The sequence below is a fragment of the Pseudoalteromonas sp. SM9913 genome, from assembly GCF_000184065.1.
In the GTDB taxonomy this organism is placed as follows: Bacteria; Pseudomonadota; Gammaproteobacteria; order Enterobacterales; family Alteromonadaceae; genus Pseudoalteromonas; species Pseudoalteromonas tetraodonis.
The window spans coordinates 2,197,916-2,216,340 of the sequence record NC_014803.1 but is presented as its reverse complement, the minus strand read 5'-3'; the positions used below and the strand labels follow the sequence as shown (position 1 = coordinate 2,216,340).

The window sequence follows — 18,425 nt, the reverse complement described above, 5'->3', positions numbered from 1 at the left end:
CCATCAAGCAAAAAAACTTACTCTAGCTCTAAGAACTTTCTGATTTCAGGGAGTTGTTTCATACCATCGTCGTATCCGATTTGAATTAAATGCTGGGTGTAGCGTTTTTCAAATAACAAATAGCTGGTCAAACTCGACTGAGAGCGCTTTTTTACCCCGATCATACGTAATAAAACTTTTATCGCCCAAGGCATATCATCGTAATACTGCGCGGCAATGGCATTGAAGTTTTGCGATGGATTAATAATAAAGCTATCTATTTGTTTCAATTCTTGATGCTTATGCTTATTGGGCAGTAAACCGAGTGTGCGGTTTATTCTGTCCAAGCGCTCTAAATCAGATTGCATGGTGTCGGTAAATACACTGTCGAGTAAATGCCCTGCCACGGCCGAAAGCCCCGGGAAATGTGCAGAGTACCCTGGAGGATGTGGCTCTTTGGGTTGATCAACCCCAATAATAAATATTTTATTTGCCCCTAAGTGAATAGAGGGGCTCAAAGGTGAAAGCTGATGTATTGAGCCATCGCCAAAGTAATGGTTATAAATATTCACACTTGGAAACACCATAGGAATGGCACTTGAGGCCATTAGGTGTTCAACATTGATACGAGTAGCGCGTCCTTCGCGCTTGGCTCGTTGCCAAGAATGCTGCGTATTTGACTGAAAAAAAGCAACAGAATCGCCAGTAGTATAACTGGATGCAGTGATAGACAGCGCCTCTAAATATTCACGGTGTAAATTACGCTCAATACGATGTAAATCCAGTATATCGTTTAACAGTTTTCTAAGTGGTCGGTTATTTAACAAGCTTGCTGGTGGATGGTTTATATGCTCTGACTGGAAACTGGTTAAAATATTACGGGTAATATGACCAAACACACTTAAAAAGTCGCTTTTATATACCATCGAAGTTGAAAAGTTTTTCCAAACTGTTTCTAGTTTTCTTACCGCTAAATGCATACATGAGGCGTAACATGCTAAGGCTGCAGAATTAATTGCACCGGCAGAGGTGCCATTTATCACTCTAAAGGGGAGCGGGGCGGTTCTGGGCATACTTTGCGCTAACGCTTTCAAAACACCCACTTGATAAGCCGCTCGGGCACCACCACCTGTTAGTAATAAGGCAATTTTAGGTTTACTAGGATCGACTTGCTTAATTTTCATGTTAGGTATTTAAACTGTTCGCTGTCTTTACTTTATTTATTTACTGTAAGTCTTTAAGCTAGAAGAATCAAAGGATATGTTAGAGTCTATTTATCTTTCGAGGTTGAATTTTTAGTAGTGTGTTTGTTTTTCAGGCAAGGCTGAGCCTATGTATTGTGGTTACTTCCCATAAATAGGCGATAACGTAGCTTAAAAATTAAACATCCTCTACCCAAGGGGGCTGAACAAATTTTAATCCGGAAAGGTCAACAGACCCTACTTATTAATGAATATTAGTGTAAGTTAGGAATTAAATCTGTTTAGAGTACTCTAAACGGTATCGCATTTTTATATTTATGGAGTTCGTATGTCAGATAAACCATCAGAATCAGATGTTCAAAAACGTCCACCGAATAACAACCTTATCTTCGCAGGGGTTATTTTATTAATCATTATTATTGCCGCCGCGTTTGTATTATTAAAACCAAGCGGAGCCCCAGAAACAGTTATGCAGGTTGAAGAACCCATAAAAGAGCAACCCGTTATGGAGCTAAAACCTGAAAACGACCCAGTGGTCGGTGCGCCATCGGTTAAGCCAGAAAAACCTGAAGAGTTGGCAGTGCCAACACAGCGCCCAGACGTTGAGCCAGAGTCTGAGGTTGTGCCTTTACCAACATTAAATGACAGTGATCCTGTCGTGGTTGCAAAATTAGATGAATACTTAGGCGATGCGGCAATGAGCCTAGTGTTGAACGATGATGTTATTCGTCGTGGTGTGGTGTTTATCGATAACTTAGCAAAAGGTAAGGTGGCTAAGAAACATACCCCAGTTGTAAAGTTAGAAGAAGGTTTTAGCGTAAACGAAGGCGATATTTTAACCATTGACCCTAATAGCTATGAACGCTACACCCCATATGTAAAAGTACTAACAAGTATGAGTGCCGCACAAGCTGTTCGTTTATATGAAGAATATAAACCGCTAATCAACAGTGCATACACTGAAATTGGCTATGGCGATGATGAGTTTACACAAACACTTGAAGATGCCATTGACTTGCTACTTGATACTCCAGAGCCAAAAGGCAGCTTACCTTTATTGCGTGACTCGGTTACTTATCAGTATGCGTTTTCTGAGTGGGAGCAATTACCCGCTGCACAAAAACAACTTTTACGCATGGGCCCAGAGAACATGAAAAAGGTAAAAGCAGCGCTACGTAATATAAAAGCGCAGTTAGAGAGTAATTAATAACCGCTTTAATAACTAAATACCCTGCGATTGTATATGAAGTATGCAATCGCACTTTCTTTTTTGATTATCCCTTGAATAACAGAGTAAAAGTAGCGATAATCTCAATCGCGCCAACCAAGGCCCTCAATGGTAGTCTTATTGGTCCTCTCGCAACACTAGCAGGCGAACCTGGTCAGGCCCGGAAGGGAGCAGCCACAGTTTGTGACGTGTGTGCCGAGATGTGGCTGGTAAGACTGCCACCCAAATTCCTCATTTGGGTGTTGTTTGAAGTATAAGTTGACATATTTGTACTAAAAGATGGCATAAATTGGAAGTATAAGGTGGCATAGTCTAGTATTTAACCAAATGGTTAGATGGTTGATTCACATGCACAGAAGAAAACTCAAACACTCCCGTGTTAAAAACCTCCATAAATTTGCTAGTCATAAAAATAAATCTACCTGTTTAGTTGAATCCTCCTTAGAGTTCGATGCTTGTTTCCATTTTGAATTCTCACCATCAATAGCCGCATTTGAAGCACAACCACTCGGTTACGAATATGAGTTTGATAACCGTACTTGCCGTTACACACCTGACTTTTTACTTACCCACACAGACGGCACGCAAAAATTTATAGAAGTAAAACCGCAAAGCAAAATTGCTGACGAAGACTTTCGTGCACGTTTTATTGAAAAGCAAACCATAGCTAAGCAAGATGGACGCGACTTAATACTGGTTACTGATAAACAAATCCGTGTATACCCAACACTCAATAACTTAAAGCTTTTACATCGCTATTCTGGTTTTCAGTCTTTAACAGAGCTGCAAGCATCGGTGCTAGAACTTGTTAAGCAATACGGCTCTATTAAAGTGGGCCAGTTAGTTAACTTTTTAAAAGTAACTGCCGGTGAGCTACTTGCTACGGTGCTACGCTTATTATCACTAGGGCAGTTATTTGCCGACTTAACTACAAATGAAATATCAATAGAAACAGCAATTTGGTCTAACAATGTTTAATGACGGTTTGTTTGAAGATGAATTTAACCAGCCATTACCAAAAGTAGAAACCAAACTACCTCAAAATTACGCCAAAGATTTACAAGCCCTTCCTGAAAAAATTAAAGCCACAACATTTGCTAAGTTTAAATATATTCAATGGCTTGAGGCTAATATTCAAGGCGGTTGGACGCAAAAAAACCTTGAGCCTATATTGAAAGTAATGCCCGAAGTTGAGGGAGAGAAAAAGCCCAGCTGGAGAACAGCTGCACGATGGTATAGCGCTTATACAAATGCAGATAAAAATATCATGGCGCTAATACCAAGCCACCAAAAAAAGGGTAACAGGGAGCGCGATACAGCCACCGATAAGTTTTTTGAAAAGGCACTTGAGCGTTACTTAGTAAAAGAAAAGCCATCGGTGGCTTCGGCTTATAAGTATTATGCAGACTTAGTTGTTATTGAAAACGACAGTGTTGTAGGCAGTGTTTTAAAGCCTTTAACATACAAAGCATTTAAAAAATAGAGTCGATAATTTACCGCAATACGACGTGATGGTTGCTCGTTATGGTAAGCGCCTTGCTGATATTGCTTTTAATAAAGTAGAAGGGCATACACGGCCTACCCGAGTACTCGAAAAAGTTGAAATTGACCATACACCGCTTGATCTTATTTTATTAGATGATGAGCTACATATCCCGCTTGGTCGGCCGACACTCACCATGTTAGTTGATGTGTATAGCCATTGTATTGTTGGCTACTACTTTAGCTTCAGCGAACCCTGCTATGATGCAGTAAGGCGAGCGATGATGAATGCCATGAAACCTAAAAGTGAAGTGGCAAAGCTATACCCTGATACGGTAAATGAGTGGAAGTGTGCAGGTAAAATTGAAACGCTCGTTACTGATAATGGAAGAGAATTTTGGGGTAACAATCTTGAGCTTGCTGTTTGTGAAATTGGAGTTAACATTCAATATAACCCAACGAAGAAGCCTTGGCTTAAACCTTTTGTAGAACGTATGTTTGGCACTATTAACACTGAGTTATTAGATCCAGTTCCCGGTAAAACCTTTTCTAACATTTTACAAAAGCATGAATACAATCCCAAAAAAGATGCAATCATGCGCTTTACGACCTTTATGCAGCTATTTCATAAATGGGTAGTAGACGTTTACCATCAAGATGCCGACAGCCGCTTTAAGTACATACCAAGCCAATTATGGGATCAAGGCTTTAATACGTTACCACCAACAATGCTGAGTGATGCTGACCTTCAACAACTAGATGTTGTACTCAGTATTTCAAACCATCGGGTGCTTCGTAAAGGTGGAATAAGGCTAGAAAACTTAAGCTACGACAGTACTGAACTAGCAAATTATAGAAAGCAATTTAGCCACAAAGTATCTCAAGAAGTTTTAATGAAATTAAACCCCGATGATATTTCTTATATATACGTTTACCTCGATAAGCTAGAGCATTACATAAAAGTGCCATGCATAGACCCAAACGGTTACACCCAAAATTTAAGTTTGAATCAGCATAAAATAAATATGCGCATTCATCGCGACTTTATTTCGGGCTCTATCGATAATGTAGGCTTAGCAAAAGCGCGTATGTTTATTCATAATAAAATTCAAAACGAGTTTGAAGCGTTAAAAAATGCGCCAAAAAACTCAAAGGTAAAAGGGGGTAAAGCGTTAGCTAAGCATCAAAATGTTAGTAGCGACTCGCAGAAATCAATAGCTCAGAGTGAGCCAGTAGAACACAAAAAGGTTACACCTAAAGAGCAAGTAACTGATAGCTGGGATGACTTTATCTCAGATCTAGATGGATTCTAATTATGCTGACCGAAAAACAAAAAGAAAAGCTTAATGAATTTCGCGATGTATTTATTGAATACCCAATAATAACCACGGTATTTAACGACTTCGACAGATTAAGACTTGGTAAAGGGTTAACAGGTGAAAAGCCTTGCATGCTGTTAAATGGCGATACAGGCACAGGTAAAACAGCACTAATAAAACAGTATAAAGAACGTCACTTACCGCAATTCATTAATGGAGTGATGAATCACCCTGTATTAGTAAGCCGCATACCTAGTAACCCGACACTAGAATCGACTTTAGCCGAGCTTCTTAAAGACTTAGGGCAAGTAGGGAGTACAGAGCGTAAGCTGCGAATAAACGGTACTCGATTAACGACATCATTAATAAAATGCCTAAAAACATGTGGTACAGAGCTTATAATTATTGATGAGTTTCAAGAGCTAATTGAGCACAACCAAGGTAAAAAGCGCCGCGAGATTGCCAACCGATTAAAATACATTAACGATGAATCGGGTGTATCAATTGTCTTGGTAGGTATGCCGTGGGCAGAAAAAATAGCAGACGAGCCCCAGTGGTCATCGCGTTTATTAGTAAGGCGGCAGCTGCCTTATTTTAAATTATCAGAAAACCCAAAGCATTTTGTGCAGTTAATAATTGGCCTAGCCAACCGTATGCCATTTACCGAAAAGCCAAACTTAAGTGAGCAAGCAACAGTATTTGCTTTGTTCTCATTGTCAAAAGGCTGTTTTAGAACCCTTAAATACTTTTTAGATGATGCCGTACTTTATGCATTAATGGATGACGCGAAAACCCTCACAACCAAGCACTTAGTTAAAGCATTTGAGGTACTGTTTCCTGATGTATCAAACCTATTTACCTTGCCCGTTGCAGAAATTACAGCAAGTGAAGTCGAGCGCTATTCACTTTATAAACCTGAAAGCGCCCAAGATGAAGACCCGTTTATAGCGACTAAGTTTACTGACCGAATGCCTATTAGTCAGTTGTTGAGGAAGTGAAGGCAATTATGAAATCACGGTATATGTAAATAGTTTTTTAATTATCGAATTATTCGTATAAAGAATATCAGGAATAAATTGTTCTACACATATGCCTTGTAGCGGTACACGCCAATGCATGAACTGATGGTAATGAGCATTGAAGATGTGCGTAATATAACAAGTGTCATGATGGGCTTTATTTATAATCGGAAGTAAAACAAGGGGCTATTAAGTTCCTTATTTTATAAGACTATTAAACAAATTTTTCATTTCAGCGTCAGAATAGTTTTTGAGCATGTGATCTGAGTTTTGGACATCCGATGGCTTCTTAGTTGTACTTTCCGCTTCTTCCATTTCAGAGGCCATTGAGTCTAAAAGCGTGATGACGTCATCTGTACTGTATTTTGTTATATCAGTTATTTTTTTGAAGCTTTCAAGGTATAGATCTACATCGTACAGATCTTCCAGATATGCATTGCCGTTTTTTACGTTTAGTATTTCATCAGAAATTAAACCATTAATGGTTACTTGGACTTTACTGGTGAAAGACTCGGGCATGAATTCATATAAATACTCGATAGTAGATACGAGATCTTCTATGTCCATGTTGAAACTCAATAAATGGCATATTTTTTTCTCAATCAAGGTAAGTAACGCTATTTTCTGTTGGCTACTGATATCCTCTATTTCCAATATCTCAGCATGTATTTCTGGAAGGTTTCTAGAGTCACGGGAAACATCTAGAGCCAGATTGTCTGCAAGTAATAATGATGTGATCGCCTCGATGGTCTTTATGTCTGAGGTGTCAAAAAATATATTAAGAAGTAGGCTAATTCTATCTGAAAGATAGAGATCATAGTTTTTATAGGTAGTGTACTCATTTTCTTGTTCTACTAAGGAAACAGGTGAAGAAAGAAACAGTGGGAACAAGCTTTCATACTTAAACGTACTAGCTTTTAGGTTTAGTCGATTCTGCTTAAAGAGAAAGCGAATGTGGTGCCATACCTTCTGCACAAATCTCACGCGAGTGGCGCTGCTTAAAACGAGAAATATAAGTTCATCGTTTTTTAGGTGGGCTTTTAAAAAATCTTGAACTGACGGATTTACAAAACTTATTTTAGTATTTGAGATTGAAATAAACCCTGACTCCAAAACCTTAATTGCTTCTTCAAAATCATTTGGTTTTTGTTGATTGGAATAGTGCTCAGATAACAATCTGTGCAGCGGTATATAATAACCTTTTAAATCTTCGACTTCAGTTCCGAAATACTCATCACAAAAAAACAACGTAATCAGCAAGTGACGACAATTAACAGGTAGCTGGTTGAAAGCCTTTTCCCAAATTAAGCTCGGATTTTCAAGGGCTGACAAAATTGATTGTGGATAGTTTTGAGGTGAAGGTAGTGCAATGTTCTCACTAGACATATGAGAAATAACCCGAGGGTTATAGTTTTCGTGATCGACAATTAGGCGTAGCCAATCATTTTCTAATAGCTTAGAAATATGCTCTGAACTAATCTCAGAAATAGATAAATGATTGAATAATATATGTGATTTTATCTTTCTTGTATAGAGCCCTACATTGAGGACAAACTTTGATAGTTCAAACCTCTGGCTGTCTATGTTGTCAGATAAGGTTCTTGCTTCCTCGTAAATATGTGACCTTGTAGTCAGAACAAACTTTGAGTTATTAGACCTTTGGATTTTCCTAACAAAAGTCGCTAAAGCTGATTCGTGGGTCACTAAGGCTTTTCTATTGAGCTCAATTTTGCCTAAAAAGTCATCAAAGAAGAAAATTGTCGGCTTTGTTTCGTTAATTCTCGCATATCCTTGTTCTAGCGAATTTATTGCTTGAAAGGACCAGCCATCTTTTAGATATTGGTAACATACCATTTTTGCTAAGGTAGTTTTCCCAACACCTGGAGGACCTGAAATAACGAGGGTATTTTTGTCGTTTAAAATAGTGGATGCATCAGGGTAGCTTGGGTTCATCACATAGGTTTTTGACTCTTCGATAATTTCTTCTTTAGTGATAGCGGTAAAATTCTCTAAACCCGAATGAAGGATCTTGTCCAATATTGCAGAATCAGTGAGCCATAGTTTTATATGTGATTTAAGGATATCTGGATGCTTTCTAAGGGAACTCTGAATATCTTCAGTACCCCAGATTTCAACATTCTCAATGTATGGAGAAAATAAGTCCTGAAGCCTATCGCTTAGGGCGGGAGTCAATGAGTATGAGGTTAAGAAAATATATTTATTAGCTCCCAATTTTTGGATTTTTGGTAACTCTTTTCTTGCGGCTCTTATTAGTTCAGAAGAGTTTGAGCGTATGTAATGCTTACATTGTAAAATAGTTAAATTATCGCCTTTTGAATGCCGGCCATCAATGCCACCATCAGCTCCTGGTCCAAAAGAAGAAAACCTTTCTTGGGTCTCTTTTTGGATGATGTCGATGCATAATTCCTCAAAGTCAATATGTGATAAATTAGCAAGGTTTGTCATCTGGTAATACTTCCTTAGTCTTTGAAAAAACGGCGGCAAACTAACTTTATGACATCTACCTTATGATTTTACAAATAAAATTAGTTTAAATAATCGAATAAACTACTATGCAATGTAACTTGTATTTTCAAATATGTATGGTTTCTTTCTGGTTGTGCTCAATCTAAAATTATTATTGGTAGCTATTAGTTCTAAATTTAAAAAAGGAGAACTTGTAACTTAACTAAGTATTCCTTAGTACCAAATAGGGCGTTATACTAAGAGAATCTTAGCATAATATAATTTATCGCTAAGGTTCACATGGAAACTCCAACACCTTCACGCCTAAAATCTGCAAGAAAAGCAGCTGGCCTTACTCAGCAACAGCTAGGTATGGCATTAGGAATGGAGCCAAACACGGCTAGTGCTCGCATGAACCAATACGAAAAAGGCAAACATGCCCCTGATTTTTTAACCATGAAACGCATTGCTAAAGAGCTAGATGTGCCAGTTGCTTATTTTTATTGTGAAGAAGATGTTTTATCTGAATTAATCTGCACGCTTGGAAAGTTGAGTAGCACTGATCAAAAAGAATTGTTAATGAAACTTAAGGAAAAGTAAATGTCAAAAGATTGTAAGTCTAATACCGAAGAGCCAAGTGACGAAAAACCGAGTAAATCAGATCTATGGGATATAATTAAGCGCTATGATTCGTACATTGCCACAATTAATTTTAAAAGCGGTCTAATTACAACGTTTAATTTCGGTGTTTTTGCTGGCTTGTTGGTTAAAGCCCCTGAGTTACTTCCTAATTCAGGGTTCTATTTGTGGGCTATCTCTATTAGTCTTATCGTAATTGCCTTGTTTAGTATGCTTAGTATTCTTTATGTAATGGATAGCATAAAACCTAAGCTAGATAGCTCAAAGAAACCTAGTCCTAGTTCTGTTATTTTTTTTAGTTCAGTGGCTGAGTTTGATCGAGAGGATTACATTAATAAATTTAAAAACACGGATGCGGATGCCTTTCTAGAGGATATTTCAGGGCAAGTTCACGAGGTCGCTGGTATTACTAAGAGTAAATTTAATAGCTTAGACAGAGCCACGACAACCACTAAAGCAAATCTATTTCTATTATTAATTCTCTTCATATTAATAGTTTCAGACACATTAGGGATCACATTATGTCAAAGCTAAAAGGAGCTTACGGGTCAATAGATGAAATTTTGAAGCGGAGTTTTGACAGGGAGAGAAGCTCTTCCAAGCAGGAAGAAAGTGTTTATAAGGCTAAAAGCTTTTCACAAGATTCATTGAATTATGAAAGCTACCAAACAAGCCTAGAAACGGCTTCTTCGATTCTAACTACTAACACGGGTTTACCACAGGAACAAAATTTTGGAATTCAAGAGAATATCCGAAAGGCTTTTGGCAAAAAAGGAATAAGAGACTCAAAGATAGGTGGGCATCCTGATTTTGATTATTTAGCTGACACGAAGACCCTAAAAAATGGTTTTAATGTTACGTTATTTATCGATATTAAAGGTTCGACTAAACTAGGCGTTACTTACTCTGCGGAAACAGTTTTTTTAATTAAAAATGCAATTATTAGAGCCGCTATTGAGACAATCCAAGCATTTGATGGTCATGTTCACAGAATTATGGGGGATGCCGTACTTGCTTTTTTTAGAAGTGATAAGAAGGCAAGAAATGCTGCTATTGACGCTATTAATTGTGGTACTTATATAGTTCAAGTTATGAACGAAGTTGTAAGGCCATATTTTGAAAATCAAGGTATTGAAGATGATGTTGGTATTCGAATAGGTATTGATTATGGCGAAAAAGAAAATGTCATATGGGGTATGTATGGTTATTCCGGTGCTTCTGAAGTTACAGCTACATCTTTCTTTGTTGATATTGCAGCAAAGTTGCAGCAAAGAGCCCCTAAAAATAGAGTTTTATTGGGACAATCAATTAAAGAGTTATTAGATTTACCTGAGGATATTTTGGAAATAATGTATGTTCAATCTAAAAACGAAAAAGTAAAAAAAGAATTTGTTGAACCAAATTATCGAAATGCTGATGGCAACCAAATTAATTACAAGCAATATGTACTTAACCATAAAAAATATATAGCTTTGTTACCGAGCCCCGCAACCGACACTTCATTAGAAAATATAAAAATAACTGCATGCTTAAAAGATAATGAGAACGCCCCAACAAAGTTTACTTACTATCCATGTGGAGAAGTAGTCAAGAAATCTTTAGGTATAGATTTTAAAGTTAACTTTAAGTTGCCTCAACAAGAAATAAACACAGAGATTTTGGTAAAATTTAGAGTAAAAAATACAGGCAAAGAAGCTGAGAAATCTGCTGAAAACTCAGGCAACCATGAGACTATTGTTTTTGCTCAGACTACAGATGGTTGTAATTTTAAAGCTAGTCAATGGGAAGAAACTTCTTATCTAGGTCTACATTTTATGTATATTTCTGTTTTGGACAAAAATAATAAAGTTTTATTAAACGAGGAATGTTTTGGAGTATATGTTGGAGATCCTCTTTTAGAAATTGATTAAATATTAATTTTTTGACTATCTAATTTATTTAGCCTAAACCTAAACTAAGATTTTCTTAGTTTAAGTTGGCGATGCATTTTTTAGTTCAAACAAAACCTTATCCTGAAGAGGCACTTGAAAGCTATTTACTCAGGCTTGCAAGTGATAACTCATACAATGGCTATAGTGAGCTTGCTGATATATTATGGCAATGGCTTGCAGAGCAAGATCATGAGCTTGAAGGTGCGTTGCCGTTAGAGCTGTGTAAAGTTGATGTTTATCATGCTAGGCAAGCGAGCAGCTTTAGAATAAGAGCGCTTAAGTTGGTAGCTCAATTAGCTGATGTAAACGCTGGTGATATTCTTGCGCTTGCATGGCGGCGCAGTAACTTTAAATTTGGCAACCTAGCAGCAGTAAGCCGTAATGAGCTGACTATTCCTCTTGAACTACTTCGCACTGATAACATACCTGTTTGCATTGAATGCTTGTTTGAATCTTCATATATTCCTTTTCATTGGCATTTAAAGCCCTATAAAGCGTGCCATAAGCATAAAACACAATTAACCACACATTGTGGTGAATACCATAACTTAATTGATTACAGAGCTTCTGAGACGTTTCTAGAATGTGATTGCGGTTGTAAACTATCCAGTAATGAACAGTTAAACGATGCAGACTTTAAAATTGCATTTGCGCTTGCAAGTAATAACAGCCCAAAAATAATGGGGCTGTTATCGTGGTTTGCGAAGGTTAAACAACTTGATGTAAGTGATGCTGACTTTAACCGTACTTTTGTTGATTACTTTAGTACTTGGCCTGAAAGCCTTACCACTGAATTAGATTTACTCACAAACAATGCGCGGCTTAAGCAACTTAACCCTTTTAATAAAACTAAGTTCAACTCTGTGTATGGCAATGTGATCCGTGATGCTCAGATAGCTGCAACAAGTAACCGTAAAAACAAAGTTCTTGATGAGATTATTAATTATTTTGTCGAATTAGTTGATAGTAACCCTAAAGCTAAACATCCAAATATTGCTGACTTACTGCTTTGTACTTTTGATACCGCAGTATTATTAAATACCACTACAGAGCAAGTTTACAGGCTTCATCAAGAAGGCTTTTTAAACTGCGCTTACCCACAAAAAAAGCACGAACAGCTCAGAGCTGATAGCCATGTTTTTTATTTACGCCAAGTAATTGAACTACAGCAAGCATTCGCAGCTGAAAAGCCTCAAACAAAAAAACAATTTATAGCGCCGTGGTAACTTATGAACTTACAAGATGCACTTGCAATTGAATCACTAAAAGAAAAAACCACAACACTTAGAAAGTTGTTTGCTCCATACATGCCTCATGTTGCGGTAGATGGTTTTGAGGAACAAGCGCTGACTGTGCTCATTAACCTAGTTTATAAGCGAAGTGAGATTGATGATTTAACAAGTGTAAGAACTGCTAAAAGTGTATTACGCGATGAAGTGTTATTGAGTAAGTGCATTAACGAAGTAAAATGGTTTCATACTCATAATTTAAAATACCCTGATATACGAGTAAGCCATCAGCGTTTAATTAGTAAGGTCGTAAGTGAAGATATTGCGGGTATTTGCAGTCGGTCATTACCTTTGAGTTTTGGATGGTCGCACAACAGTGCTGAAATTAATCATGCAAAGCTATTTTTAACCTCTTTTAATTGGCAAGGTGGAGTAACTTGTTTAGCAAAGTTACTAATAACTGAGGAGCCTGTTTGGATTAATTTAATAAGAGCATACGGGTTTTCTAAAAAGGCGGTTTTAGACATAGCTGGTAAAATAAAACAGCAATTGCCAGTAGCAGAGCTCCCATTAGAAGTGAGCTCTTTTTCACTACAATTACAAATGCCATACCTGCAAAGCTACCTTGCGGTTACGCCTGTAGTAAGCCACGTAATGCTAGCTAAAATTCAGCAATTAACAACAGAGCGTAAATTAAACTCTGGTTTAGTTGAGCACTCAAGACCTGCCAATGTTGGCGACTTAGCAAGCTCAGTAGGTGGTAATTTAAGAGTGTTGCGCTACTTCCCTAAAACATATTCTAAGGCTATTAACCGCTCTAAAGTAGCCAATAATGATATTGAGAAAGCATTTAAAGTTCGTGCGCTATTAAGTAGTCAATTTCAACAGGCGCTTTTGGTATTGGTAGACATTAAGCAGTTTAATACATTGAGGCAAAAACGATTAGCGCGAGTAGCGGCTATTAGGCAAGTCCGTGTTAGTTTGCAGTTATGGCTTGATAACATTCTTGAAGCTAAAAATAACGCGCAAGAGCAATCTTACCCTGATTGGGCAAAGCATTACTTAGATCAGAGTATTACTAACTGTATTAGCCAATTTAGTAACATACTAAATGAAAGCCTTGGTAATTTAAGTAAGCTCAAACGCTTTGCATATCACCCTAATTTAATGGGGCTGTTTAAAACGCAGTTAAACTATGTGTTTACTCAGTGTGCAACTGAAGAAACATTAAATGATGAGCAAATAGTGTATGTACATTGCCAAGATATGCGAGTGTTTGATGCCGAGGCAATGGCTAACCCGTATATTCAAGGTATGCCGTCACTTACTGCTTTAAATGGGCTTGCTCATAACTTTGAGCGTAAGCTAAAAAACTTTATAGACCCTTCAATTAAGTGTATTGGCAGTGCCATTTACATTGAAAACTATCAACTACATACGGATAAACCATTACCTGAACCAAGTAAGTTAAAACAAGTTGCTGGCCGTAGTCATGTAATAAGATCAGGAATTATCGATAAACCTAAATGTGACATAACACTCGATTTAGTGTTTAGGCTTTTCGTACCAAATACTGAGTTGTTAGATAAGTTAAATAGTCAGTTTATAAAGCCTGCACTACCATCTTCATTTGCAGGCGGGACTATGCATCCACCTTCGTTGTATCAAAATATAGACTGGTGTCATGTACATACTAAACCGAGTGAGCTGTTTAAAAATATAAAGGCAAAAGCGTTAAATGGCAGTTGGTTGTACCCTTCAAAAAAAGTAGTTAAAAGTTTGGAACAATTGATAGATGCGCTTAACGGTAACTTTAATCTAAGACCCGCTGCAATTGGGTTTGCTGCGCTTGAAGAACCCGTAAAGCGAGATACAGCATTACATGAATATCATTGTTACGCTGAGCCCGTAATTGGATTGTTAGAGTGTGTTAGCAATACGTCAGTTAAGTATGCAGGGGCTAAGCAGTTCTTTCATGACGCATTTTGGGTTATGGATGTTCAAAAAGAGTCTATGCTTATGAAAAAGTCTAAGTTTGAGTATGAATAATGCAATTACCTCGGCACTTAAGTTACTCGCGTTCGCTTTCACCCAGCAAAGCAGTGTTTTTTTATAAAACACCAGAGTCTGATTTTGAACCGCTACAAATAGAACAAAATAAACTAGTTGGGCAAAAATCAGGATTTGGCGATGCGTATCAAAAGCAAAATGTGGCTAAAAATTTAGCGCCACAAGATCTTGCTTTTGGAAACCCTCAAACAATTGATGTGTGCTACGTGCCTCCAACAGTAAAAGAGCTATTTTGTCGTTTTTCACTCAGGGTTGAGGCCAATAGTATTGAGCCTCATGTTTGTGATGATCCTAAAGTTATTTATTGGTTAAAACGTTTTTTTGAAACCTATAAAAAGCACAATGGCCTTAATGAAGTTGCTACCCGTTACGCAAAAAACATACTGATGGGAAACTGGCTTTGGCGTAACCGTCAATCACCGAATGTTGATATAGAAGTACTTACTGAACATGCAGCCCCGATTGTTGTTGAAGGTATACAAAAGCTAAAGTGGCAGGGCAATTGGCAAAATAATCAAACAGCGCTAATAACATTATCAGAAGCTATTCAAGAAGGGCTTAGTAACCCTCAAAGCTACTGTTATTTAGATATAACAGCAAAAATTAAAAATGCATTTAGCCAGGAGGTTCACCCAAGTCAAAAGTTTGTAGATACTGTTGAACAGGGCATGTCATCTAAACAACTTACATACACTCAAGTAGGCGATAAAAAAGCAGCAAGTTTAAACTCACAAAAAGTAGGGGCTGCTATTCAAACTATTGATGATTGGTATGAGGGAGGCTACAAACCTTTGCGCACCCATGAGTATGGTGCAGATAAGCAAATATTAGTTGCACACAGAACACCTAAGACCCATTCAGACTTTTATTCATTACTCCCGCGTATTGCTTTGCATATTAAGCACATGGAAAAGCATGGTTTAGAGCAAAGTGAACAATCAAACGCGGTTCATTTTATTGCGGCAGTGTTGATTAAAGGTGGCTTATTCCAAAGGAGCAAAGGTTGAAGCGCTATTATTTTACCATTACTTATTTACCCAAAAATTGTGATGTAAGCCTTCTGGCTGGGCGTTGTATTGGCATTTTGCATGGGTTTATGAGTTCGCGTGAAATTAGTAATATAGGTGTGTGTTTTCCTAAATGGAATGAGCAAACAATAGGTAATGAAGTAGCGTTTGTATCGACAGATAAAAAGCAATTAATGAATCTATCTCAACAAAGCTATTTTGAGATGATGGCTCATGATAAGTTATTTGGCTTATCAAAAATACTCGAAGTACCAACAGAGCAAAATGAGGTTATGTTTATTCGCAACCAATCAGTAGCTAAAGCTTTTGTTGGCGAAAAGCAAAGGCGGTTAAAACGCGCTAAAAAAAGAGCTGAAGCCAGAGGTGAGGTTTATAATCCTGAATATAAATTTGAGGCAAAAGACATAGGCCACTTTCATTCAATACCCGTATCAAGCAAAGGCAACGGGGAAAATTTTATACTTCATATACAAAAAATTGAGAAAGCTGAACCCATAAATAATCACTTTAACAATTATGGCTTTGCTACAAATCAAACATTTCAAGGCACGGTTCCCTCTTTGAATATCCAATAAAATTAGTTACAGAACAGTAATAATAATTCCAATAAGTTATGCTACTAGTTAGAAGTAAGGGTGAATCATATAAAAGTCACTTAACAGTTTGGTATTTATAGAAATTTAAACTATTTTTATAGTGAACTGCCGAATAGGTAGCTGGAAATTGAGTGCAAGAAAGTAGAGGGGAATTGGAATTGTGAACTGCCGAGTAGGTAGCTGGAAATTTAGAAAATAGTCGTGTAGTTCCTACACGTGTATCTTCTGCCGAATAGGCAGCTGAAATTAGGCCAGGAAGTAAACAACCACAACTTGTGACTTTTAACTGCCGAAAAGGCAGAGGCTAAATAAAAAGACCCCAGCAAACGCTGGGGTCTTTTTATTTGAATTCGATTAAGGTATGAGCTATCAGTGTTTATTCATACTTGAGCTATTTTTTGTTTCACAGATAATTTTATCCTTACCATCTAAGCCATAAAATTTTTCGTTACCGCTCAGTTTTTCAAAATGCTTAGAAAAATCCTGTTCTAAATTAGAGTTTATAGCTTCATCAAAATCATCCATAAATACAGCTTGTTCAGCGGCGCTAAGATCATCTATCGAAAGCCGACCATTTAATGCAGCTTTTACATTGTCGCAATCGAAATTCGCCGATTCATCTATGGTGTTGCTGGTTTTTATTGTTTTAGCCATATTAAACTCCCAAAATATAAAAGATGATGTTATCTAACCATAACTTAATTCTAAAAATTTGCGAAGTTCGGCTATGAGCTGTGAGTTCAACCATTCGATGCAACACACAGATAACCAGTCAGTCAAAAATTGTGTTGTATGAAGAGGAAATTTGACCGCTATGTAATTCATTGTAAGCAATAAAATGATCGCAACTATTAGGTGTGTAACGTTTATAATTGCACCTCAATAGTCTATTTGCTATTTTACGCGCTAATAAAAGGAAATTTTAAGGATTTAAGGATGATTCAACTACAGCGCTACCCAATGCCAGATCGACCAAGTAACCCCAGCCCTTTAGAAATGGCTATTTATAATTATGAATTACTAGCCAAAAAACACTACGACGATAAGCGCCGTAAATCTGCTGCATCTAAGGAAAAGCTACAAAGAGATTACGACCACTTACAAAAAGAACGTAAGCGTTTAGAGCACTTGCTTATCGCGCAGCAAAGCTTAGAGTCTTACCGCGCAGAAAGTGAAGGGAGTTCTGTTAAGGAGCTAGCAGAAGAAGAACATCATCCTACTGAAAAACTTGCTAAGTTTTTACGAGCGGCAGGCGAGCCAAAACCGACTTCATATCATGAAGCACATCATATTGTTTGTGGTAAGGGGCGTTATAGACAACGCCTTACATATGCTGCGCGTTTAAGAATGCATTCGTTTGGTATTGGTATTAATGATCCAACGAATGGGGTATGGCTAAGAAACTTTGAAAAAAATAAGTCAGATGATTGGGCTACGCCTGACACTGTTTCTCACAGAAGGCTGCATCGCCATAATTATGAAGTTTGGGTGTCTACTAGTTTAAGAACCAAAGTAAATAAGCTCGATTTCATAAATGCATTACGAGGCGTGAAAATAAAAATTAAAAATCATATGATGCCAGCCAGCGTAATGATGCGTAAAAATGCTAATTGGGATGGTAAATCATGAAGTTGTTCTCGTTAAAGCCTGTTACTAATTCTTACGACATGGTTGAGTGGGACATACTTTCATTCGCTGAAAAAATACAACCAATATTGCCATCTAATCAAGATGCTTGCATGTTTCTACTTGATATCCATATGAATAATGACTCTTTATTAGAGTATTGGCCTGAAGGTTATGAGTTGTCTTTTTTACCTGGTTATCTAAAAGATAACTACGATATAAGTATCATGGATGGGTTTATCGCTCTTCGGATGAATGCTTATGAAGCTTTAAAAGATTTATTAGCGCCTTTAGGTGAGTTTATTGAAACAAAAGCTGATGGTGAACCTATTGTAATCTTTAACTTGCGTACATTTGGACTAGAAGATGAAGGAAAATGTGAACGCGAATATTTAGATGGTTATCCTTTAGATTATATCAAGATTGCTTTCATAAATGATGATGTAAAAAATAAGCCTGTTTTTAAGAGTAAATTTACAGGTGGTTCTCGTTTGTATTGTACAGATAAGTTTAAATCTGCTGTAGAAGATAATGGATTAACGGGTGTTTATATTGACGAAGATCTCGATAATATTTTTTCTAATTAAGTTAATTTAGAAAATGTTACTCAA

At 37.3% G+C, this 18,425-nt stretch carries 17 protein-coding genes and 1 other RNA gene; 15 read left to right on the top strand and 3 right to left on the bottom strand.

All coding sequences use genetic code 11. From position 1 onward, the window contains the following. Nucleotides 1-17: 17 nt before the first annotated feature. Nucleotides 18-1,163 carry a patatin-like phospholipase family protein gene (locus PSM_RS10110; RefSeq protein ID WP_013465411.1) on the bottom strand — a complete coding sequence of 382 codons (1,146 nt, stop codon included), beginning with the start codon at nucleotides 1,161-1,163 and terminating at the stop codon, nucleotides 18-20. Between the two features lie 346 nt (nucleotides 1,164-1,509). On the opposite strand from PSM_RS10110, the gene PSM_RS10105 reads away from it, so the two are divergent. The 6 genes from PSM_RS10105 to PSM_RS10085 all read left to right on the top strand — a co-directional run bounded on the left by PSM_RS10105 (nucleotide 1,510) and on the right by PSM_RS10085 (nucleotide 6,208). Further along, nucleotides 1,510-2,388, top strand: coding sequence for a DUF3014 domain-containing protein (locus PSM_RS10105; protein WP_013465410.1), 879 nt, complete (start codon nucleotides 1,510-1,512; stop codon nucleotides 2,386-2,388). Nucleotides 2,389-2,527: 139 nt separating this feature from the next. After that, nucleotides 2,528-2,624: signal recognition particle sRNA small type (ffs, locus tag PSM_RS18430), an RNA gene on the top strand. 133 nt (nucleotides 2,625-2,757) lie between these two features. Further along, nucleotides 2,758-3,387, top strand: coding sequence for a TnsA endonuclease N-terminal domain-containing protein (locus PSM_RS10095; protein ID WP_013465408.1), 630 nt, complete (start codon nucleotides 2,758-2,760; stop codon nucleotides 3,385-3,387). Then, nucleotides 3,380-3,892 carry a hypothetical protein gene (locus PSM_RS18760; RefSeq protein WP_236613512.1) on the top strand — a complete coding sequence of 171 codons (513 nt, stop codon included), beginning with the start codon at nucleotides 3,380-3,382 and terminating at the stop codon, nucleotides 3,890-3,892. Before PSM_RS10095 ends, PSM_RS18760 begins: the two co-directional genes overlap by 8 nt. Nucleotides 3,893-3,920: 28 nt before the next feature. After that, nucleotides 3,921-5,204 carry a Mu transposase C-terminal domain-containing protein gene (locus PSM_RS10090; protein WP_236613540.1) on the top strand — a complete coding sequence of 428 codons (1,284 nt, stop codon included), beginning with the start codon at nucleotides 3,921-3,923 and terminating at the stop codon, nucleotides 5,202-5,204. 2 nt (nucleotides 5,205-5,206) lie between these two features. Further along, nucleotides 5,207-6,208, top strand: a complete 1,002-nt coding sequence (locus PSM_RS10085; protein WP_013465407.1) for a TniB family NTP-binding protein — start codon at nucleotides 5,207-5,209, stop codon at nucleotides 6,206-6,208. A 219-nt stretch (nucleotides 6,209-6,427) separates the two neighbouring features. Here the strand turns inward: PSM_RS10085 and PSM_RS10080 are convergent, their stop codons facing one another. Beyond that, nucleotides 6,428-8,695, bottom strand: coding sequence for an ATP-binding protein (locus tag PSM_RS10080; RefSeq protein ID WP_013465406.1), 2,268 nt, complete (start codon nucleotides 8,693-8,695; stop codon nucleotides 6,428-6,430). A gap of 300 nt (nucleotides 8,696-8,995) precedes the next feature. Here PSM_RS10080 and PSM_RS10075 point away from each other — a divergent pair, with 300 nt between their 5' ends. From PSM_RS10075 to cas6f, 7 genes are all read left to right on the top strand, one after another. Further along, the gene (locus PSM_RS10075; RefSeq protein ID WP_013465405.1) at nucleotides 8,996-9,295 is read left to right on the top strand and encodes a helix-turn-helix domain-containing protein; all 300 of its coding nucleotides are present in this window, start codon (nucleotides 8,996-8,998) and stop codon (nucleotides 9,293-9,295) included. Continuing rightward, on the top strand, nucleotides 9,296-9,868 hold the full coding sequence (locus tag PSM_RS10070) for a Pycsar system effector family protein (RefSeq protein WP_013465404.1): 573 nt from the start codon (nucleotides 9,296-9,298) through the stop codon (nucleotides 9,866-9,868). Beyond that, nucleotides 9,856-11,244, top strand: a complete 1,389-nt coding sequence (locus PSM_RS10065) for a nucleotide-binding domain-containing protein (protein WP_013465403.1) — start codon at nucleotides 9,856-9,858, stop codon at nucleotides 11,242-11,244. The genes PSM_RS10070 and PSM_RS10065 overlap by 13 nt, the downstream gene beginning before the upstream one ends. A 71-nt stretch (nucleotides 11,245-11,315) precedes the next feature. Next, on the top strand, nucleotides 11,316-12,491 hold the full coding sequence (locus PSM_RS10060) for a TniQ family protein (RefSeq protein ID WP_013465402.1): 1,176 nt from the start codon (nucleotides 11,316-11,318) through the stop codon (nucleotides 12,489-12,491). A 3-nt stretch (nucleotides 12,492-12,494) separates the two neighbouring features. Continuing rightward, entirely contained in the window at nucleotides 12,495-14,543 is a 2,049-nt protein-coding gene (locus PSM_RS10055) for a type I-F CRISPR-associated protein Csy2 (RefSeq protein ID WP_013465401.1), read from the top strand. Further along, nucleotides 14,543-15,571, top strand: coding sequence for a type I-F CRISPR-associated protein Csy3 (csy3, locus tag PSM_RS10050; RefSeq protein WP_013465400.1), 1,029 nt, complete (start codon nucleotides 14,543-14,545; stop codon nucleotides 15,569-15,571). Before PSM_RS10055 ends, csy3 begins: the two co-directional genes overlap by 1 nt. Then, complete coding sequence (gene cas6f, locus PSM_RS10045; RefSeq protein WP_013465399.1) at nucleotides 15,568-16,167, top strand: type I-F CRISPR-associated endoribonuclease Cas6/Csy4; 600 nt, start codon at nucleotides 15,568-15,570, stop codon at nucleotides 16,165-16,167. Before csy3 ends, cas6f begins: the two co-directional genes overlap by 4 nt. A 390-nt stretch (nucleotides 16,168-16,557) precedes the next feature. On the opposite strand, the gene PSM_RS10040 is transcribed toward cas6f, so the two are convergent. Then, on the bottom strand, nucleotides 16,558-16,842 hold the full coding sequence (locus PSM_RS10040) for a hypothetical protein (RefSeq protein WP_013465398.1): 285 nt from the start codon (nucleotides 16,840-16,842) through the stop codon (nucleotides 16,558-16,560). Nucleotides 16,843-17,124: 282 nt separating this feature from the next. Here PSM_RS10040 and PSM_RS10035 point away from each other — a divergent pair, with 282 nt between their 5' ends. Together PSM_RS10035 and PSM_RS10030 are read left to right on the top strand one after the other, a co-directional pair. Further along, on the top strand, nucleotides 17,125-17,817 hold the full coding sequence (locus tag PSM_RS10035; RefSeq protein ID WP_013465397.1) for an AHH domain-containing protein: 693 nt from the start codon (nucleotides 17,125-17,127) through the stop codon (nucleotides 17,815-17,817). Then, nucleotides 17,814-18,401, top strand: coding sequence for a hypothetical protein (locus PSM_RS10030; RefSeq protein WP_013465396.1), 588 nt, complete (start codon nucleotides 17,814-17,816; stop codon nucleotides 18,399-18,401). The genes PSM_RS10035 and PSM_RS10030 overlap by 4 nt, the downstream gene beginning before the upstream one ends. Nucleotides 18,402-18,425 lie beyond the last annotated feature (24 nt).